This window comes from Ruegeria sp. HKCCA5491, assembly GCF_013034565.1.
In the GTDB taxonomy this organism is placed as follows: domain Bacteria; phylum Pseudomonadota; class Alphaproteobacteria; order Rhodobacterales; family Rhodobacteraceae; genus Ruegeria.
On sequence record NZ_WQGG01000006.1, the window covers coordinates 189781 to 212252 of the forward strand.

Annotated in this window: 22 protein-coding genes; 11 read left to right on the forward strand and 11 right to left on the reverse strand. The window is 59.9% G+C overall.

The features are described 5' to 3' along the window. Positions 1 to 145: 145 nt before the first annotated feature. The 5 genes from GOV88_RS10295 to rbfA all read right to left on the reverse strand — a co-directional run bounded on the left by GOV88_RS10295 (position 146) and on the right by rbfA (position 3852). Positions 146 to 1138, reverse strand: coding sequence for a calcium-binding protein (locus GOV88_RS10295; RefSeq protein WP_171240357.1), 993 nt, complete (start codon positions 1136 to 1138; stop codon positions 146 to 148). A gap of 94 nt (positions 1139 to 1232) precedes the next feature. Continuing rightward, positions 1233 to 1736: a DUF1643 domain-containing protein gene (locus GOV88_RS10300; RefSeq protein ID WP_171240358.1), complete on the reverse strand. Its 504-nt coding sequence runs from the start codon at positions 1734 to 1736 to the stop codon at positions 1233 to 1235. A gap of 20 nt (positions 1737 to 1756) precedes the next feature. After that, positions 1757 to 2662, reverse strand: coding sequence for a tRNA pseudouridine(55) synthase TruB (gene truB / locus GOV88_RS10305; RefSeq protein ID WP_171240359.1), 906 nt, complete (start codon positions 2660 to 2662; stop codon positions 1757 to 1759). A gap of 60 nt (positions 2663 to 2722) precedes the next feature. Continuing rightward, a complete protein-coding gene (locus tag GOV88_RS10310; protein WP_171240360.1) occupies positions 2723 to 3460 on the reverse strand; it encodes a phosphodiester glycosidase family protein in 738 nt (245 codons plus the stop codon). Continuing rightward, on the reverse strand, positions 3457 to 3852 hold the full coding sequence (gene rbfA / locus GOV88_RS10315) for a 30S ribosome-binding factor RbfA (RefSeq protein WP_170379347.1): 396 nt from the start codon (positions 3850 to 3852) through the stop codon (positions 3457 to 3459). Before rbfA ends, GOV88_RS10310 begins: the two co-directional genes overlap by 4 nt. Positions 3853 to 3942: 90 nt before the next feature. On the opposite strand from rbfA, the gene dapB reads away from it, so the two are divergent. Then, positions 3943 to 4752 (forward strand): 4-hydroxy-tetrahydrodipicolinate reductase, encoded by an 810-nt coding sequence (gene dapB, locus GOV88_RS10320; RefSeq protein WP_171124214.1) that lies wholly within the window; start codon positions 3943 to 3945, stop codon positions 4750 to 4752. 128 nt (positions 4753 to 4880) lie between these two features. On the opposite strand, the gene GOV88_RS10325 is transcribed toward dapB, so the two are convergent. Both GOV88_RS10325 and GOV88_RS10330 read right to left on the reverse strand, forming a co-directional pair. Then, positions 4881 to 5471, reverse strand: a complete 591-nt coding sequence (locus GOV88_RS10325) for an HD domain-containing protein (protein ID WP_171240361.1) — start codon at positions 5469 to 5471, stop codon at positions 4881 to 4883. Continuing rightward, a complete protein-coding gene (locus GOV88_RS10330; protein WP_171240362.1) occupies positions 5468 to 6604 on the reverse strand; it encodes a TauD/TfdA family dioxygenase in 1137 nt (378 codons plus the stop codon). Before GOV88_RS10330 ends, GOV88_RS10325 begins: the two co-directional genes overlap by 4 nt. 98 nt (positions 6605 to 6702) lie before the next feature. On the opposite strand from GOV88_RS10330, the gene GOV88_RS10335 reads away from it, so the two are divergent. Further along, a complete protein-coding gene (locus tag GOV88_RS10335; RefSeq protein WP_171240363.1) occupies positions 6703 to 7557 on the forward strand; it encodes a LysR family transcriptional regulator in 855 nt (284 codons plus the stop codon). 4 nt (positions 7558 to 7561) lie between these two features. On the opposite strand, the gene GOV88_RS10340 is transcribed toward GOV88_RS10335, so the two are convergent. Continuing rightward, entirely contained in the window at positions 7562 to 7744 is a 183-nt protein-coding gene (locus GOV88_RS10340; protein ID WP_171240383.1) for a DUF1674 domain-containing protein, read from the reverse strand. A gap of 88 nt (positions 7745 to 7832) precedes the next feature. On the opposite strand from GOV88_RS10340, the gene GOV88_RS10345 reads away from it, so the two are divergent. From GOV88_RS10345 to GOV88_RS10375, 7 genes are all read left to right on the forward strand, one after another. Next, the gene (locus GOV88_RS10345; protein ID WP_171240364.1) at positions 7833 to 9089 is read left to right on the forward strand and encodes an RsmB/NOP family class I SAM-dependent RNA methyltransferase; all 1257 of its coding nucleotides are present in this window, start codon (positions 7833 to 7835) and stop codon (positions 9087 to 9089) included. Between the two features lie 90 nt (positions 9090 to 9179). After that, on the forward strand, positions 9180 to 10919 hold the full coding sequence (locus GOV88_RS10350) for a heparinase II/III family protein (protein ID WP_171122897.1): 1740 nt from the start codon (positions 9180 to 9182) through the stop codon (positions 10917 to 10919). Between the two features lie 22 nt (positions 10920 to 10941). Beyond that, a complete protein-coding gene (purH, locus tag GOV88_RS10355) occupies positions 10942 to 12531 on the forward strand; it encodes a bifunctional phosphoribosylaminoimidazolecarboxamide formyltransferase/IMP cyclohydrolase (protein ID WP_171240365.1) in 1590 nt (529 codons plus the stop codon). Next, on the forward strand, positions 12531 to 13001 hold the full coding sequence (gene lspA, locus GOV88_RS10360) for a signal peptidase II (protein ID WP_171240366.1): 471 nt from the start codon (positions 12531 to 12533) through the stop codon (positions 12999 to 13001). The genes purH and lspA overlap by 1 nt, the downstream gene beginning before the upstream one ends. Positions 13002 to 13051: 50 nt before the next feature. Then, positions 13052 to 13570, forward strand: coding sequence for a DUF3035 domain-containing protein (locus GOV88_RS10365; protein WP_171240367.1), 519 nt, complete (start codon positions 13052 to 13054; stop codon positions 13568 to 13570). 82 nt (positions 13571 to 13652) lie between these two features. After that, positions 13653 to 14993 carry a pitrilysin family protein gene (locus GOV88_RS10370; protein ID WP_171240368.1) on the forward strand — a complete coding sequence of 447 codons (1341 nt, stop codon included), beginning with the start codon at positions 13653 to 13655 and terminating at the stop codon, positions 14991 to 14993. Next, positions 14990 to 16294, forward strand: coding sequence for a pitrilysin family protein (locus tag GOV88_RS10375; RefSeq protein WP_171240369.1), 1305 nt, complete (start codon positions 14990 to 14992; stop codon positions 16292 to 16294). The genes GOV88_RS10370 and GOV88_RS10375 overlap by 4 nt, the downstream gene beginning before the upstream one ends. Before the next feature lie 3 nt (positions 16295 to 16297). Here the strand turns inward: GOV88_RS10375 and GOV88_RS10380 are convergent, their stop codons facing one another. From GOV88_RS10380 to deoC, 3 genes are all read right to left on the reverse strand, one after another. Continuing rightward, entirely contained in the window at positions 16298 to 17029 is a 732-nt protein-coding gene (locus tag GOV88_RS10380; RefSeq protein WP_171240370.1) for a cyclic nucleotide-binding domain-containing protein, read from the reverse strand. A 137-nt stretch (positions 17030 to 17166) separates the two neighbouring features. Further along, positions 17167 to 19500, reverse strand: a complete 2334-nt coding sequence (locus GOV88_RS10385; RefSeq protein ID WP_171240371.1) for an aldehyde dehydrogenase family protein — start codon at positions 19498 to 19500, stop codon at positions 17167 to 17169. Between the two features lie 10 nt (positions 19501 to 19510). Beyond that, the gene (gene deoC, locus GOV88_RS10390) at positions 19511 to 20509 is read right to left on the reverse strand and encodes a deoxyribose-phosphate aldolase (protein ID WP_171240372.1); all 999 of its coding nucleotides are present in this window, start codon (positions 20507 to 20509) and stop codon (positions 19511 to 19513) included. A 201-nt stretch (positions 20510 to 20710) separates the two neighbouring features. Here deoC and GOV88_RS10395 point away from each other — a divergent pair, with 201 nt between their 5' ends. Together GOV88_RS10395 and GOV88_RS10400 are read left to right on the forward strand one after the other, a co-directional pair. Further along, positions 20711 to 21664, forward strand: a complete 954-nt coding sequence (locus GOV88_RS10395) for a metal ABC transporter solute-binding protein, Zn/Mn family (protein WP_171240373.1) — start codon at positions 20711 to 20713, stop codon at positions 21662 to 21664. A 3-nt stretch (positions 21665 to 21667) separates the two neighbouring features. Further along, complete coding sequence (locus tag GOV88_RS10400) at positions 21668 to 22471, forward strand: metal ABC transporter ATP-binding protein (protein WP_171240374.1); 804 nt, start codon at positions 21668 to 21670, stop codon at positions 22469 to 22471. Position 22472: the final 1 nt, after the last annotated feature.

A 22472-nucleotide genomic window follows, 5' to 3' on the forward strand; every position in this document is an offset into this window, starting at 1 on the left:
GGGGTCTCCTTGTAAAAGGTTAAGGTTGATGGCGCAGGCCGGGATGTCGTCCAGCGCAGGCCCATGGAGAAAACCGCACCGATTCCGGCACGGATGCGCGCGTATAAGCGGAATTGGGATAAATGGCAAAGGGATTCTGTGCGGCTTAACCTGTCGCCGCCAGTTGCGCCAGATCTCCTTCTGCGATCAGTTGGATATCATTGGTGGTCAGCTCGTCGGCGTGCAGCAACTGCGCGACGTGCTGGCCGTTGATCGAGACATTGGTCAGCGTGTCTTCCTCGGGGTCCGGCTCGATCCTTATGTCGGGGTCTTCTTCACCCTCCCATGAGATCAGCAACTTGTCCTGCCCCGGCTGGAAATCCATGACAGTGATCGCTTGTTCCTGCTGATCCGTCACAACAACATCGTCGCTGCCGTCGCCGCCAGTTACAATATCTTTGCCATCAGCCAATATGGTGTCATCTCCATCACCGCCGTTCAGAAAATCCGCAGTATCGTCCGAACCTATCAGGACGTCGTCACCATCACCACCGAACAGGACGTCCTGTCCCGCGCCACCGTCCAGATGATCGTCGCCATAGCCGCCATGCAGAGCATCGGCGCCTTTACCACCGATCAGGGTGTCGTTGTCCTGTCCGCCATATAGCTCGTCCTCACCCGTGCCGCCGTCCAGAATGTCGTCGCCGAGATGCCCAAACAGCGCATCGTTCCCCTCACCCCCCGCTATTTGATCTGCCCCGCCTTCGCCGTGCAGGGCATCATTTCCGTCTTCGCCAAGAAGGTGGTCTTCGCCTTCGCCGCCGTGCAGAGTGTCGTTACCTTCCCCACCTGCAACGGTATCGTTGCTACCGTACCCATTGATCTGCTCGTCGCCATTCTGCCCGGTCAGGACGTCCGACTCCTCTGACCCTGCAGTAATCAGATCATCCTGAAATTCGGATATCACTGTCCCCGTCGAGATTTCAGCAGGGATGTCTACGGTTTCGTCAACATCCAACAGGTTGCCGTCTGAAATGTCCTGCGGCTCATCCTCGACGGTTTCCTCGTCTTCAAGGTCTAGGTTGGCCTCAAAAACATCACCAATCGCATAGGCTGCGCCACCAACTGCGGCAAGGCCCAGCAAGCCGAATAGAAACATGACATCCCTCCGCAAACGTGCTGCATCAAGGGGATTTGTCTCATGTTGCCAGATGGTTGGTCAAAGTCGAGTTGGATTTGTGGTTAACCCTTGATCACCATGGTTCGGGCTGTTGGGTATAGGCAATATAGAGCGGATGCTTGGGATGGCCGTCCTTGGTCAGCCCCAGATGGAACAGCGGCTGCCCGGTGCCGCGCAGCAGGGTTTCGACCGCCGGGCCGCGATCAAGATGGGCGCCGTGGGCGCCCCAAGCGGCGATGATCTGATCGGCCCATTGCACACCATCCAGAATGGCTGCGTCATTTTTCGGCCCAACTGGATCGGCGGCGGCGCGCATTTTGCGCGGGTCGGTGTCGCGCCATGCAAAGATGTTCGTGACCTGAAACGCACCAAACCCCAGCGCCCGAGCGCGGCGTTCGCAGCGTTCAACCGTAGGGTCGTTCTGCACCTCGGTCGCAGTGGACGGGTTCAGCATCACGAACAACGCTTTGCGCCCGTCCGCATCCCACACGCGGGTCAGGCTATAACGGTAGTTTTCGCAATCGGAGTAGACGGCTGTCGAGGGCGCATCCCCCTTGATATGCGTTCGGGTAATCATGCCCCCGCCTAGCACGGTGTTTAGGTGACGAACACCCGGCTGGGGTGCAATTCGCCGGATTTATAGATGCCGACCGCTACGGCCTTACCATCCAAAGACGCCCACGCCTCATCGCCGTATTCCACGTCCGAGGCCAGCACCATGCCCGGATTGCCGTTGCGCAGGCGTGTGGCACCCTCGGGGGTGCATTTCAACTCGGGCAGGTCGGCGAGGCCGGTTTCTAGCGGGTGCAGGTAGTCGTCCAAGGCGGTGGTCTTGGCCATCTCGTCGATCTGTTCGATGCTTAGTCCATCTTCAACCTCGAACGGGCCGGACCAGATGCGGCGCAGCTCTTTCACATGTCCGTGGCATCCCAGCGCCGCGCCCAGATCGCGGGCGATCGAGCGGACGTAGCCGCCTTTGCCGCAGGTCATCTCCAGCACCACATGGTCTTCATCAGGGCGGTCGACAAGGATCAGCTCCTCAACCCAAAGCGGCCGGGCGGACAGTTCCACATCTTCTCCATCGCGGGCCAGCTTATAGGCGCGCTGGCCGTCGATCTTCACGGCCGAGAACTTGGGCGGCACTTGCATGATATCACCCAGAAACGGCGTCAGCGCCTGCTTGATATCGTCATCCGTGGGGCGTGCATCGCTTTGCGCAATCACCTCGCCCTCGGCATCGTCGGTGTTGGTGGCCTGACCCAAACGCACGGTGAAGGTGTAGGCTTTCAACGCATCGGTGATATATGGAACGGTCTTGGTCGCCTCACCCAGTGCAACGGCCAGAACGCCGGTTGCTTCGGGGTCCAGCGTCCCCGCGTGGCCCGCTTTCTTGGCATCCATCGCCCAACGCACCTTGTTCACCATTGCGGTCGAGGTCATGCCCGCGGGCTTGTCCACCACCAGCCAACCGGAAATGTCCCGGCCCTTGCGTTTGCGTCCCATGTCTTACCTTGAATCTTGCTAAGGCGCGCGAGTTAGCGGATCACAAAAGCCCTGTCAATTTCAGGGTGCGTCCTCGACCACGCCCACGATCGGCCCGAGCGAAAAACCAACGTCCGACCGATTGCTGGCCCGTTCGTACATCCGTGAAATATTACCGTCGAAGAACAGCGCGTTCGGGGTTTCCAACACATCCCGAAACAGGCTGCCGAATTCGTGGAAGGTGACATAGTCGTCCGAGATCACAAACACGGCCCGCGTGCCGTCGGCGCTGGTGCCGACACCGTTGCGCACGAAAACCGAGGTCGAGTCGGGCAGAAAGCGCGGGTGTAACTCTCCGTTGATCACAAGCATGGGGCCGGACTGGGTTGCAAACTGACAATCAGGAGATTGATCAACGAAATCTAAAGTCTCGAACACATCCGCGCGGCCCTCGCGGATGCAGAACACACCGTTGGGCAGCAGGCCGAAATTGCCGGGGCCGGGATTGGCGATGACGCGCATCTGTTCCTGACCATTCTCGACATAGTGGCCCACTGGCGAGCGGTCGTCGTGATACATCCCGGCATTCATCGCAAAAGCCAGTCGCTTGCCGTCACTGGCCAGCGCGTCGTTCACCGAGGAAAAATGACCCAACAGATCGCCATTGTCGTCGTTCAGAAAGAGGCGCAGATCCTGGTTGGCGGCGTCCACCTCGCAAACAGTATAACGCTTGGCGTCGTGGGTGACTTTCTCGCAGCTTACCGCACCGGCCTGCGCGGCCCAAAGGACCGCGCCCAATGTGACCAGCGCGCGGTTCACTCGTCCAGATCGCGGCGCACCGCGTCCTGTTCGAACATGCGGCGGGTGTCGTCCAGACGGTCGAAGGTGTCATCCAGACGGAACCGCAGATCCGGCGAGAATTTCAGGTTCAGCTTCTTGCCGATCATGCGCCGCAGCTCGCCCTTGTTGCGGGCCAGCAAGTCGATCACGTCTTCTTGGCCCTTGCCGCCCAATGGCAGCACATAGGCGGTGGCGATCTTCAGATCGGGCGAGGTGCGCACCTCACCCACGGTGATCGACATGCGGTTCAGGTCGGGGTCGTGGACATCTCCGCGCGCCAGAACTTCGGACAGGGTGCGGCGGATCAGTTCGCCGACACGCAGTTGCCGTTGGGACGGGCCGGGGCCATCGTGGAATTTGTTCTTTGCCATGTCCTCGATCTAAGCCCAAATCCCACCTTTGCCAAGCGGCCCCGAACCGGGTAGGAGGCTTTGAGCCGACAGAAACAGGGAAAGAACGCCATGACCCATATTCCGGGGATCGTCATCACAGGGGCTTCGGGCCGAATGGGGCAGATGCTGATCAAGACCGTGACCGACAGCGATCAGGCGCGTCTGGTCGGCGTGGTCGAGCGTAAGGGCCATGACTGGATCGGTCAGGACGTGGGCACCGCGATGGGCGGGCAGGCGCTGGGTGTTACTGTTACGGATGACCCGCTTGAGGCGTTTGCACAGGCGCAGGCTGTCATCGATTTTACCGCGCCCGAAGCGACGCTGGAATTTGCTGCACTGGCAGCGCAGGCACGTTGTGTCCATGTGATCGGCACGACGGGCATGACGGATGAACAGATCGCCGCGCTTGAGCCTGCCTCCCGCCACGCGGCGATCGTGCGCGCTGGTAATATGAGCCTCGGCGTCAACCTGCTGGTGCAACTGACCAAAAAAGTTGCCGCTGCGCTGGATGAGGATTTCGATATCGAAGTGATCGAGGGCCACCACCACCACAAGGTCGACGCGCCCTCGGGCACGGCGCTGATGCTGGGCGAGGCCGCAGCCGAAGGACGCGGTGTCAATCTGGCCGATGTGTCTGATCGGGGCCGCGACGGCATCACCGGAGCGCGCAAGCGCGGGGATATCGGATTCCACGCCATTCGCGGAGGCGACATCGTCGGCGAACATGACGTCCTGTTCGCCGCACCAGGAGAGCGCATCGTCCTGCGCCATCTGGCCACCGACCGCGCGATCTTTGCCCGCGGCGCGTTGAAGGCCGCGCTCTGGGGGCAGGGTAAGGCGCCGGGTCAATATGACATGGTGGATGTGCTGGGGTTGTAGGGGCTAAATCAGCAATCTCAGATAGTTGTAAGCAACATAGACGTCGGTCCAGACCGCGTGCAGGGCGTAGGTCTGCCGCACAAGACAGGTGGAATTTCATAATATTGGGGGCAGGCTAATTCCTGTGATCAGCCCGCGCCCAGATGACGATCGACCATCCTCTGTACCATGGGGGCGAAATGGGCGAAGTCGGGGGTTTCCATGTCGGGGCGTTTGCCTGCTTCGTCCAGATAACGGACCTGAACGATCTCTTTCAAGTTTGGATTGGACTCGAATTCGGCGACTTCATCGGCGCTCATCGGGCCGCCCTGCAATTCCAACGTATGAACTGAGGCTGCAGAAAGGCGGTCGAAATACTCGGGTTTGGTGGCGCACAGATAGCGTTTGGCGGCCACATGGTAGCGGCAGCAATCGGTGATAACCGAGGGGAAGAACTGTTCCAGCACCGCCGCGCCTGCGTCCTCGTGGTGGCGGTCTTCAGTGTCGTCGGGATGGTAACTGCCAAACTCGGACGTGAAATGGCCGATGTCATGAAGCAAGGCACCCACAATAATCTCTTCCGGCATTCCGTTTTGTTCGGCGATGGTCGCGCCTTGCAGCATGTGCTGGGCCATGGTGACGGGTTCCCCCAGATACTCTTCGCTGCCTCGGCGGTCGAAGATGTCACCGATAAAGGCCACGATATTGTCCCGGTTCAGGGTCGAATAATCAGGTTTCATTCCGCCGCCTCCGGTTGGACCTCTTCCATTGCGGCCAGCGTCGATAGCAAGCCGTCCTTGTCAGCATAACACCCCTGCAACCAGCGTGACCCCGCACCGGAATATCCCAGTCGCGCGTGCAGGACACGGGTGTTGTCGACGATGAAACTCTCGCCCGGTTCCAGCTTGAAGGACACACCCATGGCAGGGTCATCAATGATCTCGGCCAGTTGGCGATAGGCGGTGTAATACGCTTCCATGTGGTCAAACGGGATATCCACGAAAGGAGCAGAGGAGCGGTTGTTGAACCGGATGCCGATCAACTCTCCGTCCGGGGACAGTTCGATCATTGGGCGGCGCGCGCGCAGACAAACGCCGTCAGACCCCTTAAATTCGAACCGGGCCGGGTAACCTGACAACAAGGCAAAGCCGTCGGGGTTCTGATCCCGCAGTTTTTCGGCAGCGCGGAAGCCGTCCACCACGATCGAGTCCCCACCTTCGGCACTGTTTTCAAGGCAATAGAGGATTTGCAGGGTTGGCACCGGGTCGCGATAAGGGTTGTCGGTATGGGCCTGCAAACCCAGCCCGGTAAAGGCGAGGTTGGTCGGATTCACCTCGGTCCGAACCTCGAAATAGGGGCCATAGTTGGTCTTGCGCACATAGCCGAACAGATCTGCGACCTTCAGCAGGGATTCCGGCTCGCACGGGCCGTTCGTCAGCTTGGCAAAGCCGAATTCAGCAATGGCGGCCAGCCAGTCGCGCTTGGCTGCGGGGTCGGCGTGAACCTCATCCCAATCTGCGCTGGGGGCGTCCAAACCACTTTGCCACGTCGTTATACCCGGGGCTGTCCGACCTGCGAGAAGCGGTCGATCGCAGTCATAGATGTGATCGGCTAGCCAATCGGCGGGAAAGGTCACGCTTTTGTTTTCGGGCTGAAAAGTGATGTGCAGGTCGCCGTTTTTTACGCTTGCGGACTCGACGGAAACATCGGCGGGAATATCGCCGATTGTTATCAGGCGCTGGCCATTGCCGGGTGCGCGTGTCTCTGGGTCCAGCGCGTTGTCACGCAGCCATATCGTATGGAAACGGGCCTGAATGCCGGTATCAAACTCTACTGTCACAACGGACGCATCATGATTGGCGGTACACAGCATAGGGGCCTCCTGATCAGCGCGGGCTACGCTTGAGGAGATATGCGTCCAGTGACATAAACACAATTAAACCTTATTACGACTGAGGGCTGGAAAAATTTATGTCTAAAAAGAAAGTCGGATTACCGCCACTGGATTGGCTGCGCGTGTTCGAGGCCGCAGGGCGTTTGGGCGGGTTTTCGGCAGCCGCACGAGAATTCGGTTTGACGCAGGCAGCGGTCAGTCAGCGGATCGGAAACCTTGAGGCGTGGCTGGGGCGGACATTGTTCGTGCGTGAGGCACGCGGCGTGTCGCTGACGGTTGAAGGCGAAAGCTATCTGCCGCTGGTGCAGGACAGCCTGCAGGCGCTAGAGCGGAATACCGAAGATCTGTTTGGCAAAGCCCCCCGTGAATTGCGCGTTGCCGGTTTGTCGTCGAATATCCACGCGCTGGTGTTGCCGAGCCTGATCCGGTTTCAAGCGCGTCGTCCCGAAGTGCGGGTCATGACCGACTCTGTCGCGCGTCGGTCGTCCTTGGCTGAGGAACCTACATGGTTGCAGATCCGGTACGGGCGCGGGGCATGGCCCGGCCGCGACGCAGAACTGATCGCGCCCGAGGTGCTCGTTCCGATGGCTGCACCGGACGTCGCGTGGGGGGCGCCGCTGATCAACCTGCGTGGTGAGCGACCGGGTTGGAGCGATTGGGCAAACAAGACCGGACACGAGGACGTGCCCCCTTCGAAAGTCAGCTTTGACTCAATGGAACACGCGCTGACGGCGGCGTGTCAGGGATTGGGCGTTGTGCTGGGGTCGGTGCCGTTGGCCGACGCGCACCTGCGCGAGGGTCGTTTGCACAGGATGGGCTTGCCTGAACTGGAAACGAAGGATGGGTATTGGCTGACATGGCCCGAAGAACGGGCAAAGTCGAAAAATCAGCGCGCTCTGATCATGGATTTCCTGCGGGCGTTGCGCGGCTAGGCAATCAGAAGTCGATTGCGATGCCTTTCTTTTCCCAATCGCCATAACGCGCCGGGTCGGGGCCGTTGCGTCCACCCAGTTCCTTTGGACTCTCTTTTGCCTTCTCCTCGGCCTTGCGGCGGCGCTCTTCGGCCTCGGCCAAAGCGCGCTGGGCGGCTGGTGGCAGGTCTTTGGAATCATCGCTCATGACATCGGGTTCCTTTCCGTGCTTGGGCTTGATATACGCCCCCGTCCCCGCTTGGCAATGCAGGCGCGGCGTATCGAAAGGCGATTTCATGTCCGACACCGCAACGGCAGCACGGCGCAGCGCGATCTATCTGCTGGATCAGATTCTGGGAGAAGGGCGACTGTTGTCCGAATGTCTGGCCGCCGGCGCATTGGACAGATTGAGCCCCGAGGACCGCGCGCGGGCGCAGCGCCTGACGCTGGAAACCCTGCGCGGATTGGAGCGCGCCGACCGTCTGCTGGACAATCACCTGAACCGGACGCCCGCGCTGACGGTCCATAACGCCCTGCGTCTTGGCGCGGTTGAGCTGTGCCACGGTGAGGCGGCGCATGGTGTCGTCAATTCCATGGTCGAAATTGTGGGCCGCTCGCGCAAGCATGGCCGCCTCAAAGGGTTGGTGAATGCTGTACTGCGCAAAGTGGTCGCCGAAGGGCCGGACGCATGGCCAAAGATGCGTGTGCCGCGCCTGCCCGAATGGTTGCGCGATCCGCTTGTCATGGCTTGGGGCGCCGAGGCGGTAACGGGTATGGAAAGCGCGCATTTCGACGGCGCTCCGCTGGATATATCCACCAAACCCGACACCGACGGTCCGGGTGAGGCATTGCCGACCGGGTCGCTTCGGGTGCGTGACGCGGGTCAGGTCTCGGCGCTGCCAGGATATGATCGCGGAGACTGGTGGGTGCAGGATGCGGCAGCGGCGCTGCCGGTTCGAATACTGGCACCCAAGTCGGGTGAGAAAATACTGGATCTGTGCGCTGCACCGGGCGGGAAGACCTTGCAGTTGGCGGCAGAAGGGGCCGAAGTCACAGCGCTGGACATCTCGGAGTCGCGGCTTGAGCGTGTGCGCGAAAACCTTGTGCGGACCGGGTTGAAGGCCACAGTCATCGCCGGGGATGCGTTGGAGCATCAGGGCCAGTACGACGCGATTCTACTGGACGCGCCATGTTCCGCCACGGGTACCATTCGTCGGCACCCTGATTTGCCCTTTGCCAAGGACGGATCGGAATTTGGTGGGTTGATCGAATTGCAGGCGCAGATGCTGGCTCATGCGTGGGGTCTGCTTAAACCCGGCGGACGGCTGGTTTATTGCACTTGTTCGCTGCTGCCCGATGAAGGTGAGGTTCAGATCGAAGAGGCGTTGCCCCAGTATCCCGACATGCAGGTCGATCGCGGGGCCGTCATGGTGGCCGGGGTCGAAAAAGGCTGGATCACGGAAGAGGGCGGCCTGCGTCTGCGGCCCGATTACTGGGCGGATCGCGGTGGAATGGACGGGTTCTACATCGCCTGTCTGAACAAAACGGAATAAGGCGACGCTTTTCGGTGACTTGACGGGCGTCGCGGTCTATCGTTGGGTCTCAGGCGCCAGCAGAGCGCAAGAGGCAGAGTAACGAGCGGCATGTCGAACTCAGATACCATGGCCAATCGGTGGACGCGGTTTCAGAACCGTCTTTATGCGCGGCTCAGTCAGCGTCGCAAGGCGGTTGCAGGGTTCGCGGCTGATCCCGAGCCGCGCACCGTGGGCTCGTTCGCGCGGGGTCGTCAGTTGGTTGCTGGCAACCTGTTGTTCGCGGGGTTTCTGGTCGAAGCGCAGGATACCGGCCTGTGGGACGTGACTGCGCCTAGCACTGGTTTTGACAATGAACGCCACGGGTTTGCGTGGCTGGATGATCTAGCCGCCGTTGGAGATATGCGCGCCCGTGAAAAGGCGCAGCGCTGGGTGTGGGGTTGGATCGACGCACATGGTCGTGGGCAGGGTCCGGGCTGGGCACCGGATCTGACCGGACGCCGGGTGATACGGTGGATCAACCATTCGGCGTTTCTGTTACGCGGCATGGATGACGAACGGTCCAAGGTGTTTTTTCGGGCTTTGGCGCAGCAATCCTGGTTCCTGTCCAAACGATGGCAGGCCGCAACACCCGGTTTGCCAAGGTTCGAGGCTTTGGCCGGGTTGGTGCAGGCAGGATTGGCGTTGCAAGGGCTCGAGCAGATGGCGGACCCGGCGCTGCGGGCTTTGGCGAGAGAGTGCGAAAAACAGATTGACACGCAGGGCGGCATCCCAACGCGCAATCCCGAAGAGTTGCTTGAGGTGTTTACCCTGCTGACCTGGACGTCGGCGGCGCTCAGCGATCTGGGGCGTGGCACACCCGGGGCGCAGGCAGATGCAATCAAGCGTATTGCGCCGACCCTGCGCAACCTGCGCCATTCGGACGGTGCGCTGGCCCGGTTTCATGGGGGCGGTCGCGGCCTTGAAGGGCGGCTGGATCAGGCCTTGGCGCAAAGCGGGGTCCGACCCCAGCACGCAAGTGGGCTGGCGATGGGATATGCCCGGCTATACGCAGCGCGCACCAGCGTTATCGTGGATGCAAGCGCCCCGCCCAAAGGCACGGCGTCTTACAATGCGCACGCCTCGACATTGGCGTTCGAGCTTACGTCTGGTCGGCGGCCGTTGATCGTGAATTGCGGCTCGGGCGAGAGTTTCGGGCTGGAGTGGCGCCGGGCCGGGCGGGCGACGCCATCGCATTCAACCCTGTGTCTGGATGGTTATTCCAGCGCGCGCCTGACCGGGCCGGTTCCTGGCACCGAGAAAGAGGCGCTGGTCGATACTCCCAAGGACGTGCCGACAGAGTTCGAGGACGTCATCGAGGGTGCGCGTTTCATGATCGGCCACGACGGATACGCCAAGGTGTTCGGTCTGACCCATGCCAGAACCTTCGAGCTGCGCTTTGACGGTCGCGAGCTGACTGGTGAAGATATTTTGCTGACGGCGACCGACAAGGCCAAGCGGCAGTTCGACAAGGCGTTGGATGCGTCGAACCTCAAAGGTATCGAGTTTGACGTAAGGTTTCACCTGCACCCGGATGTGGATGCTGCGATTGATCTGGGTGGCGCGGCGGTGTCCATGGCGCTGAAAAGTGGTGAGATCTGGGTGTTCCGCCACGATGGCGTGGCAAAATTGTCAGTTGAACCAAGCGTTTACCTTGAGAAGGGGCGCTTGAAGCCACGCGCGACAAAACAGATCGTTCTATCTGGCCGCGCAATGGAGTATGCGACGCGCATCCGGTGGACGTTGAGCAAGGCTCAGGATACAGCCTATGCCGTGCGCGACATGCACCGGGACGAGCCCGATTTCGACTGACGCCAAAAGGACCTTTGGACCCATGACCGATCTTCACCCCGTGCGCCGCGCGTTGCTTTCCGTTTCCGACAAGACTGGATTGATAGACTTGGGTAAGGCACTGGCCGAGCGCGGGGTCGAACTGTTGTCGACCGGCGGCACGGCCAAGGCGCTGCGGGAGGCCGGGCTTGAGGTCAAGGATGTCAGCGACGTGACGGGTTTCCCCGAAATGATGGATGGCCGCGTGAAAACCCTGCATCCGATGGTGCATGGCGGTCTGCTGGCGCTGCGCGACAATGACACCCACGTTGCGGCGATGGACGAACACGGCATTGGCGCGATCGACCTGTTGGTCGTGAACCTCTATCCGTTCGAGGCGACCGTCGCCAAAGGTGCGGGCTATGACGAATGTGTTGAGAATATCGACATTGGTGGCCCCGCGATGATCCGTGCTGCTTCGAAGAACCACGCTTTTGTCAACGTTGTGGTTGATGTCGAAGATTATGACGCGCTGCTGGCAGAGCTGGCGGCCAATGACGGCCAGACATCCTATGCGTTCCGTCAGACATTGGCGCAGACGGCCTATGCGCGCACGGCGGCCTATGATACTGCCGTGTCGAACTGGATGGCCGATGCGCTGGCTGCCAAGGCTCCGCGCCGTCGTGCTTTTGCGGGTGAGCTGAAACAGACCCTGCGCTATGGTGAGAACAGCCATCAGCAAGCGGCGTTCTATACCGATGGCACCAACCGTCCCGGTGTGGCGACGGCCCTGCAGCATCAGGGTAAAGAACTGAGCTATAACAACATCAACGACACTGATGCGGCGTTTGAACTGGTGGCCGAGTTTGACCCGGCGCAAGGTGCTGCATGTGCCATTATCAAACACGCCAATCCCTGCGGTGTGGCGACGGGTGCCACGCTGATCGACGCCTATAAGGCTGCGTTCGACTGCGACCGCACGTCCGCCTTTGGCGGAATTGTGGCATTGAATCAGCCTCTGGACGCGGAAACCGCGCAGGAAATCACGGGCATCTTTACTGAGGTCGTAATTGCCCCCGGTGCCTCGGATGAAGCCAAAGCGATCTTTGCTGCCAAGAAGAACCTGCGCCTGCTGACGACCGAGGCGCTGCCTGACGTGACCGCAGGCGGCAAGACCGTGCGGCAAGTGGCTGGTGGTCTGCTGGTGCAGGACAAGGATAACGGCTTTGTCGGCATGGATGATTTGAAGGTCGTGACCAAAAAGGCCCCGTCTGATGAACAGATGCGCGATCTTCTGTTTGCTTGGAAAGTGGCAAAACACGTCAAATCCAATGCCATCGCCTACGTCAAGGATGGCGCGACAGTGGGCGTGGGTGCGGGGCAAATGAGCCGCGTAGATTCGGCGCTGATCGCCGCCAAGAAAGCCGAACGCATGGCCGACGTGCTGGGGCTGCCGCAACCGCTGACCATCGGCTCGGCCGTGGCCTCGGACGCGTTCTTTCCCTTCCCTGACGGTCTGATGGAGGCGGCAGAGGCTGGCGCGACCTGTGTGATCCAGCCCGGTGGCTCGATGCGCGATGATGAAGTGATCGCGGCCGCGGATGAGGCGGGCCTTGCCATGGTCTTTACCGGCATGCGCCACTTCCGTCACTGATGCGGTATCGTCCTCTGCTCTGGGCCGCGCTTGCGGCATTTCTGATCGACCAGATCAGTAAGTATCTGGTCGTTCACGTCATGCGCGTGTCCGAGGGCAGTATTGACGTTCTGCCGCCCCTGTTAGTGTTCAAGTACGGCGAGAATCGCGGCATCAATTTCGGCCTGTTTCAGGGCGATACGGATGCGGCGCGCTGGGTGCTGATTGGGATTTCTCTGGCAATCTCGCTGGGTGCGCTGATCTGGTTGCTGCGGTCCACACCGTCGAAACTGATGCAGTTTTGCGGCGGGCTACTGATCGGCGGGGCGCTGGCGAATGTTTTGGACCGGGTGCTTTATGGCTATGTGCTGGATTTTCTGAACATGTCCTGCTGCGGCATCAACAACCCGTTTGTTTTCAACCTTGCCGACGTGTTCATCTTTGCCGGTGCCATCGGACTTGTGTTGTTTGATGGAAAAAAGGCCTCGTGACGCGCCCGGGGAAATGCGATAAAAGCCCCTCAAACAGGCTGGAGACTTTGATGCGGTTGCCGCGTTCCATTATTGCAGTGACATTGGCCGTTGCTACGGCGGGATGCTCTGACATTGGCTTGCGCCATCTTGAAGCGCCCGGCCCGGGTCCGGATGAATTCTCGGTCCTGCCAGTCAAACCGCTGACACAGCCGAAGGATTATCAGTTTCTGCCTGCACCGACACCCGGCGGAGGCAATCTGACAGACCCGACGCCCAATGCGGACGCGGTCGTGGCGCTGGGCGGCAATGCTGCGGAGCTGAACCCAAATACGCCGATTCCGTCGTCGGATGGGGCGCTTGTGACAGCGTCCAGCCGCTATGGTGTGCCAGCGAATACGCGTCAGGTCGTCGACAGCGAAGATGCCGCGTTCCGCAAAAAGCAGGGCCGCTTTACCAGATTGCGCCTGTTCAAGGTCGACCGTTACTCGCAAATCTATCGCCGCCAAGCCCTTGATGCTGACATTCAGAACGAAGCCGCGCGCCGTGCGGGGATAGAGACGCCCTCGGCACCGCCGGTCGATGAATAATCCTTAACTTTTCGTCATCGGCCTTGAACCCGCGCCACACCACCGTAGTTTGAAGATCACAGAACGAAACGGAGGATGCCCCATGGTTCGGGCCCTGGCATTGTCGGCCGCCCTGATCGCCGCCACACCGGTTTTTGCCGAGGATGGCCTTGAAGCGGTCACTACCTTTACGCTGGACAACGGCATGGATGTCGTCGTGATCGAGGATCACCGCGCCCCGGTGGTGCAGCATATGGTCTGGTACCGCGCTGGGTCAGCGGATGAGCCGATTGGCTCGTCCGGCGTGGCTCATTTCCTGGAGCATTTGCTGTTCAAAGGGACCGATACGCTTGCGCCGGGTGAGTTTTCGGCGACCGTTGCGGCTAACGGCGGCAATGACAATGCGTTCACGTCCTATGATTATACCGCCTATTATCAGCGCGTTGCAGCCGATAGGCTGGAATTGATGATGCAGATGGAAGCGGACCGTATGCGCAACATCCGCCTGTCCGACGAGGACATCCGCACCGAGCGTGATGTAATCCTCGAGGAACGCAACCAGCGCACCGAAAACAACCCGCGCGCACTGTTTGGCGAACAGATGAACGCCGCGCAATACCTGAACCATCGCTATGGCGTTCCGATCATCGGCTGGCGGCACGAGATGGAAACGCTAGACATGGAAGATGCGCTGTCTTTCTACCGGACCCACTATGCGCCAAATAACGCGATTCTTGTGGTCACCGGCGATGTGCAGCCCGACGCGGTCAAGGAACTGGCGGATCAGTATTACGGCGTCATCCCGGCCAACCCCGACCTACCCGAACGGGTGCGGTCTCAGGAACCGCCGCAAACCGCTGAACGTCGCTTGACCTACAAGGATTCGCGCGTGTCTCAGCCCTATGTTCAGCGCAGTTATCTTGCGCCCGAGCGTGACCCCGGCGCGCAGGAAAAAGCGGCGGCGCTGTTCTTGCTGGCTGAATTGCTGGGCGGCGGAAACACGTCTTACCTGAACGAAAAGCTGCAGTTCGAGGAGCAAAAGGCCATTTATACGGTCGCATTCTACCGTGGGGTGTCCCTGGACGACACAACCTTTGATCTTTTGGTCGTACCGGCGCAGGGAGTTTCTCTGCAGGAGGCCGAAGATGCAATGGATCAGGCCGTAGCCGACTTTATTGCCGAAGGTGTGAACCAAGAGGATCTGGACCGGATCAAGATGCAACTCCGCGCCTCGCAAACTTATGCGCGTGACAATGTGGACGGCATCGGGAACCGGTATGGCCGTGCCCTGACCAGCGGGCTGACGGTCGAGGATGTTCAGGCGTGGCCCGATATCCTTCAGGCTGTGACCGGCGACGAGATTATCGCAGCTGCCCGTGAGGTCTTGCAGCCGGAATCCTCTGTGACCGGGTGGCTGATGCGTGACGACGAGGTGACGCAATGAAACGGATTTTCACAACCCTGATCGCATTTGTCATCGCGTTGCCCGCATGGGCCGAGATCGACATTCAGGAGGTCACCTCGCCCGGTGGGATTACGGCATGGCTTGTCGAAGATCACTCGATCCCCTTCACGGCGCTGGAGCTGCGCTTTCGCGGTGGTACGTCTTTGGATGATCCCGACAAGCGCGGGGCCACATATCTGATGAGCGGCCTGATAGAAGAAGGGGCCGGGGATATGGACGCCCGCACCTATGCGCGCGAATTGGAATCGCTGGCAGCTTCGTTCAGCTATAATGCGAGCGATGATACGGTTTCGGTCTCGGCGCAGTTTCTGACCGAAAACCGGGATGACGTGATTGATCTGCTGCACACCACGCTCCACGAACCCCGGTTCGATCAGGATGCCGTTGACCGTGTCAGGGGGCAGGTTCTGTCGGGCCTGCGCTCGGACCAGACAGACCCAAATGATATCGCCGGGCGCAATTTTGCGCGCATGGCCTACGGGGACCACCCTTATGGGTCCGAGGGGAAAGGCACCATTGACAGCGTGACGGCCTTGACCCGGGACGACGTCGTTTCGGCCTTTGAGAACGTGTTCGCGAAAGATCGGCTATACGTAGGCGCGGTTGGCGACATTACTGCCGACGAGTTGGGTACGTTGCTGGACAAACTGCTTGCCGATCTACCCGAAACGGGGAAACCCATTCCAGACCGTGCCGAAGTGACCATTCCCGGCGGGATCAGTATTGTCGAATTCGACACCCCTCAGTCGGTCGCTCTGTTCGGACATGCGGGCATTGATCGTGATGACCCCGATTTCTTTGCGGCGTTTGTTCTGAACCACATTCTTGGCGGCGGCGGATTTGAAAGTCGCCTGATGCAGGAAGTGCGTGAAAAGCGTGGACTGACCTATGGCGTGGCAACTTATCTTGTCCCCAAGGATCTGGCCTCGGTCTATCTGGGGTCGGTGTCGTCCTCAAACGACCGCATCGCCGAGGCGGTTGACGTTATCCGAAACGAATGGGCGCGCGCAGCATCAGAGGGCGTCACACAGAAAGAATTGGATGATGCCAAAACCTATCTGACGGGCGCGTATCCGCTGCGGTTTGACGGGAACGGTCAGATTGCCAGCATCATGGTCGGGATGCAGATGGATGACCTGCCGATCGACTATATCTCGACCCGCAACGACAAGGTGAACGCGGTGACACTGGAAGACGTGAACCGCGTCGCGTCAGAACTGCTGGACCCCGAGGGTCTACATTTCACGGTCGTCGGCAAACCCGAAGGTCTGGACGGCTAAAGTTCAGGCCGCTGTGGGCCGTTTCTGGGCCTGTAATGTGTGTTTGTTGCTGTTCAACAGCTTTTGTCGCGCATGTCTGAAATGCGCGGCTTTCAATGCGTCGTCGATATGCCGGTTTCGCCGCAGCAGCCGGGACAGGCGATGGTCGTCGAACACCAAGCAGGTTGTGGGTTCCGTGGCGATCACCGTGGCCGTCGCGGGCAGGCCAAGGCTGAAGGTCAGTTCCCCTAAAATCTCATCTGCACCGCATTGATTGATCACCTGCCCGTCTTTCAGAACCGTTGTGCGCCCTTTTAGGACGAAACCCAGAAAGTCGGTCGTCTCACCTTCTTCGATCAGGATATCCCCGGTATCGAAAGTCTGTATCACAGCCGTGTTCAGCAATCTGCGTGCCTGATGGGGTTTGAGGGAGTGCAGGTGTTGCGAGATGAATTGTCGTTCGGCCTCGGAGAAGCGCACCAGATGGCGCGAGAGGTATCCGCGCAACAACCCGATCACAGAGATTGCGATGTAAGACATCTGGATGATCGCCCCGGCCAGATTGAATTCTTCGGCCATGCTGATCAAAACGCAGCCCGCTGCGATGATGACCAGCAAGGGGTAAAGGGCCCCATTGCCCCGGACGATGCCGATCTGCAGCAGAAAGTAGTTCAGGATATAAAGCCCCGCCCCGAACACGCCCACCATTGTGACCAGTTGAAGGGACGTTGGGAAATCTAATGGAAAATTCAGCATGAAAAAGGCCCATTCTGGGATTGAATGGGCCTTAAACTGGGGTGGGGCTGTGAACTTGTATGTGACCCGCGTCACAACATGTTCACGCATGAGCGACCTTTCGCCCGTTTAAAGCAGGCAGGCCGGTCCGCGCCGTCCTATTCGCCGTAGGGGACCCAGATGTTCTTGACCTCGGTCGCCGCCTGCAGAAATTGGCGCGTGTGATCCACGTTCCAGTCCGTTGCCTTGGCGTTGTTGACCCATGTCCGCTTGAGGTTCCCAGCTGAGACGACCTCGATTTCTTTTGACAGGTCGGTGGACGAGAACGACCAGACTGCATCCACATTCAGGTGCGAGGCCAGCGGTTTTGCCAGTTCCGCATGGCTTCCGGTCAGGATGTTGACCACGCCCGCGGGCACGTCCGAAGTTTCAAGGATCTGGTAGAAATCCGTTGCGGCCAGCGGAAAGGGCTCGGACGCGGCCAGCACCACTCGGTTGCCCATCGCGATTGCCGGGGCCATGGCTGACACCAGACCCAGCAGAGGTGCCTCATCCGCACAAAGCGCGCCGATCACGCCCACGGGTTCTTTCATCGCAATCGCGACACCCCGGATCGGGACGCCATGCACCTGACCGTCATACTTGTCGGCCCATGCGGCGGCGGTGAACAGGCGTTGGATCGAGGCCTCAACCTCGGCCGCGCCGGTTTTGCCGCCGGTCATGGCGTCGATCCGCGCGGCGAATTCACCTGCGCGGGCCGAGAGGTTTTCGCCAATGTAATACAGAATCTGCGCCCGCAGATGGCCGGTAGTCTTGGACCAACCTTTTGCGCCTGCCGCAGCCTCGACCGCGTTACGTACGTCCTTGCGGTTCGCCAGACCCACATGCCCCAACAGGCCCGATTTACCCCAAACGTGTTTGGAATAGCCGCCATCGGGTCGCGCCTGCTTGCCGCCGACATACATTTTTGCGGTGCGGTCGATTGGATCAACTGGCGCACCCTCGCCGGTGGTGGCGTCAAGCTTTGTCAGCGCATTGGACTTGCCCTTGGGCTTGGTATAGGCAGTCAGTCCTTCCCAGCCGCCTTCGCGCCCGAACCCGCTTTCGCGCACGCCGCCAAACCCGGCGGCGGCGTCGAACAGGTTGGTCGCATTCACCCAGACCACGCCCGCAACAAGTTTCGGCGCAATATCCAGCGCGAGGTTCACATTCTCGGTCCAGACAGTCGCTGCCAGTCCGTAGCGCGTGTTGTTGGCCAGCTCGACCGCCTCGGACGGGGTGCGGAAGGTGGACGACACCAGAACAGGGCCAAAAATCTCTTCCTGCATCAGTGGGTCCGAGGTTTCCAACCCCGAAATCAGGGTCGGAGGATAGTAGCAGCCATTATCGGGCAACGCGCAATTGGCTTGGTAGAGGTCACCTGCGGTGTTGCTTTCGACCATATCCTTGATGGTCTGCAACTGAACCGGGTCCACAACTGCGCCGACGTCTATACATTTGTCCAGCGGGTCGCCAATGCGCAGGTTGTCCATCCGCGCGCGCAGTTTGGTATGAAAACGATCGGCGATTCCCTCCTGCACCAACAGGCGCGAACCTGCACAGCAGACCTGACCCTGATTGAACCAGATCGCATCAACCAGCCCTTCGATAGCTGAATCAATATCCGCGTCGTCGAAGACGATATAGGCGGACTTGCCGCCCAGCTCTAACGTCAGTTCTTTGCCCGAGCCTGCCGTCGCTTCGCGGATGCGCCGCCCCACAACCGTTGAGCCGGTGAAGGCGATCTTGTCCACATCCGAGGCCACGATCATCTCGCCCACCACGCCATCGCCGGTGACGATATTGACCACGCCCTTAGGCAGCCCGGCTTGCGAACAGATATCGGCAAATAGCAGCGTGGTAAGCGAGGTGTATTCAGCAGGTTTCAGAACCACTGTGTTTCCCATTGCCAAAGCGGGGGCCACTTTCCATGCCAGCATCAACAGGGGGAAGTTCCACGGAATGATTTGACCGCACACACCCAACGCCTGCGCATCGGGCAACTCGCTTTCCATCAACTGCGCCATGCCTGCGTGATAGTAGAAATGCCGCTGGACCAGAGGGATGTCGATGTCGCGCGATTCCCGGATCGGTTTGCCGTTATCAAGGCTTTCCAGAACCGCGAACAAGCGCGAATGTTTCTGCAACATCCGCGCAATGGCATAGAGGTATCGCGCACGGCCAGCACCGCCCAGTTTCTCCCAATTGGGCTGGGCTTTGCGGGCGGCGGAAACGGCGGCGTCCACGTCGCCCTGCTTGGCTTGGGTCAGCTTGGCCAGAACCTTTCCGGTCGCCGGGTTGCGGCTTTCGAAGCCTTTGCCCGGCTTGGTGAAGGCACCGTCAATATAGTGGCCGAACTTGCCACCCTGATCGACCAGCCATGCCAAAGCCTCGGCAGCGCTTTCGGGGGCGGGTCCGTAGTCCATGGTCTCGAAGATTTCTTTGACTGTCATTGTTCTTTCCTCAGCCCATGGAGTGACGGTAGCCGGCAGAGTATGCCCCGGTGACATAGTGTTCCAACTGTCGTTCAATATCGCCAAGCAGCGATGACGCGCCAAAGCGGAACAGGTCCGGCTCCAGCCAGCGGTCGCCCAACTCATCCTTGATCAGTGACAGGTAGACCAGAGCGTCTTTTGCCTTGGAAATCCCACCTGCAGGCTTATAGCCAACCCGATACCCGGTGCGGTCATAGTAGTCGCGGATCGCGCGGATCATCACTAGGGTGACGGGCAACGTGGCGTTGACGCTTTCCTTGCCGGTCGACGTCTTGATGAAATCCGCCCCCGCCATCATGCACACGACCGAAGCGCGCGCGACATTGCGCAGGCTGCCCAGCTCGCCGGTCGCGAGGATGGCTTTGACGTGGGCATCACCGCAGGCGGTTCGGAATGCCTTCATCTCATCATACAAAGCTTGCCAGTCGCCTGACAGAACGTGGCGGCGAGAGATGACAATGTCGATCTCTTCCGCCCCTGCTTTGACGCTTTCTTCGATCTCAGCCACGCGCAGGTGGAACGGTGACAGTCCTGCTGGAAACCCGGTTGAGACAGCGGCGACTGGGATGCCAGTGCCTTTCAGCGCATCAACAGCGGTTTCGACCATATCATGATAGACGCAGACGGCCCCGGTGGTGATCGCAGGCATATCCATCGCCCGCAGCAGCGCGGGTGCGACCGGTTGACGGGCTTTCGCGCACAGGCGGCGCACTCGCCCCACAGTGTCGTCACCGGACAGCGTCGTCAGGTCGATCATCGTGATTGCCTTCAACAGCCACGCGGCCTGATAGTCTTTTTTCACCGACCGTCGGCCCGGTAGGGTCGCGGCGCGGCGTTCGATTGCCGAGGTGTTGGCCTGAACCCCCCGAACCCATTCAAGGTCCAGATCCATTCCAGGGTTCCGGGGTTCGGTCACTTGCGGCAGATGCGCGGTGCGCACGGGGCTGTCTGAGCTCTGCGTATCCATCTTCACATCCTTTGGGAAGTTTGCGCCAAAATCGCACGGGTTGCGCCTAAATGGAAGGCGTGGCGGCCGCCTGGGTGTTATTTTTTTGACCAAATGGACAAAATTGATCACCTTTCTTGCGAATAATTCGCAATAGCGTTGACTTAGTTGCGAATGGTTCGCATATTCAGACTCAAGGGGATAGAAAGCCGGGGTCACACTATGATTCGTCGTACCTTTATTGCAGCGCTGGCATTTGCCGCTGCACTGCCCGTTACGGCATGGGCCGAGGCACCGCTGAAGGTGGTGGCAACCACGGGTATGATTGCAGACGCCGTTCGTCAGATTGGCGGTGATGAGGTCGACGTCAAAGGCCTGATGGGTCCGGGCGTGGACCCGCACGCCTATCGTCAGACCCGCAGCGATATCGTTGCCATGACCCGCGCTGACCTCATTCTGTGGCACGGGCTGTATCTTGAGGCGCAGATGCAGGATTTTTTTCATGATCTGGGCCGTAAACGCCCCGTCGTGGCGGTGGCCGAAGGGGTAGATACCTCTAAACTGCGGGCGCATGACGACTACGCCGACAAGTTCGACCCGCATGTCTGGATGAGCCCGGCCCTTTGGCGCGACGTGGTGGTCGAGGTGCAAGCAGCCTTGACCGAGGCGCGCCCCGAGGCCGCTGACCTCTTTGCAAGTAACGCACAGGTGCATCTGGCTGAGATTGAACAGTTGGAAGCATATGCTGCTGAGGTCCTTGCCTCTGTCCCCGAAAACAACCGCGTGTTGGTCACAGCGCATGATGCGTTTGGCTATTTCGGGGCTGAATATGGCTACGAGGTGATGGGCATTCAGGGGATCTCGACCCAGTCCGAGGCCGGTCTGAACCGGATTGGTGAACTGGTCGATACGCTGGTGGATCAACAGCTTGGGGCGGTATTCGTCGAAAGCTCGGTCTCTGACAGGTCAATGCGCGCCCTGATTGAAGGTGCTGCCGCACGGGGTCATGAGGTTGGCGTTGGCGGCGAACTTTACTCGGACGCCATGGGCGAGCCGGGAACTTATGAAGGCACCTATGTTGGGATGCTGGATCACAATATCACCGTGATTGCCGGGGCGCTGGGTGCGGATGTGCCTGACCGTGGCATGAACGGAAAGCTGTCTGCGGGGTTTTGAGTGATGCTGGAACTGGCCGCTGATCAGGGTGTTTCGATATCGGAGGACTGTCTTGATGATAGCCCGTTGGCGATCCGGGGTCTGACAGTCTCATACGGCCAGAAACCTGCGGTTTTTTCTGTGGATATGACGGTTCAGCCGGGCGCGATGACTGCGATCATCGGGCCCAACGGCGCGGGCAAGTCCACCCTGCTAAAGGCGGCTTTGGGTATTGTATCGCCTTTGTCCGGTCAGGTGACAGTGTTTGGCAAGCCGCTGGACAAACAGCGCGAACGGATCGCCTATGTCCCACAGCGGGCGAGTGTCGATTGGGGTTTTCCAGCCCGTGTGATCGACGTGGTGCTGATGGGGCTGTCCAGTCAGTTGGGGCTGCTTGGTCGGGTGCGGTTTCGTCACATATCGCGGGCGATGGACTGTCTGCACCGGGTGGGAATGCGCGACTTTGCCGACCGCCAGATCGGTCAATTGTCAGGCGGCCAGCAACAGCGCGTCTTTCTAGCACGCGCCTTGGCTCAGGACGCAGAGCTTTACCTGCTGGACGAGCCGTTCGCGGGCGTTGATGCGGCCACGGAAAAGGCGATCATAGCGGTGTTGAAGGAGCTGAAAACAGCCGGTAAGACTGTTGTCGCCGTGCATCATGATCTGGCGACCACCACGGATTATTTTGACCACGTCTTCCTGATCAACACGCGCAAAGTCGCCGAAGGACCGGTGTCCGAGGCATTCACCGCTGAAACGCTCCAATCTGCGTATGGAGGCCGCCTTGCTACCGCTCAGATCGACCAGATTTCGCGCGCGCTGGGGTAAC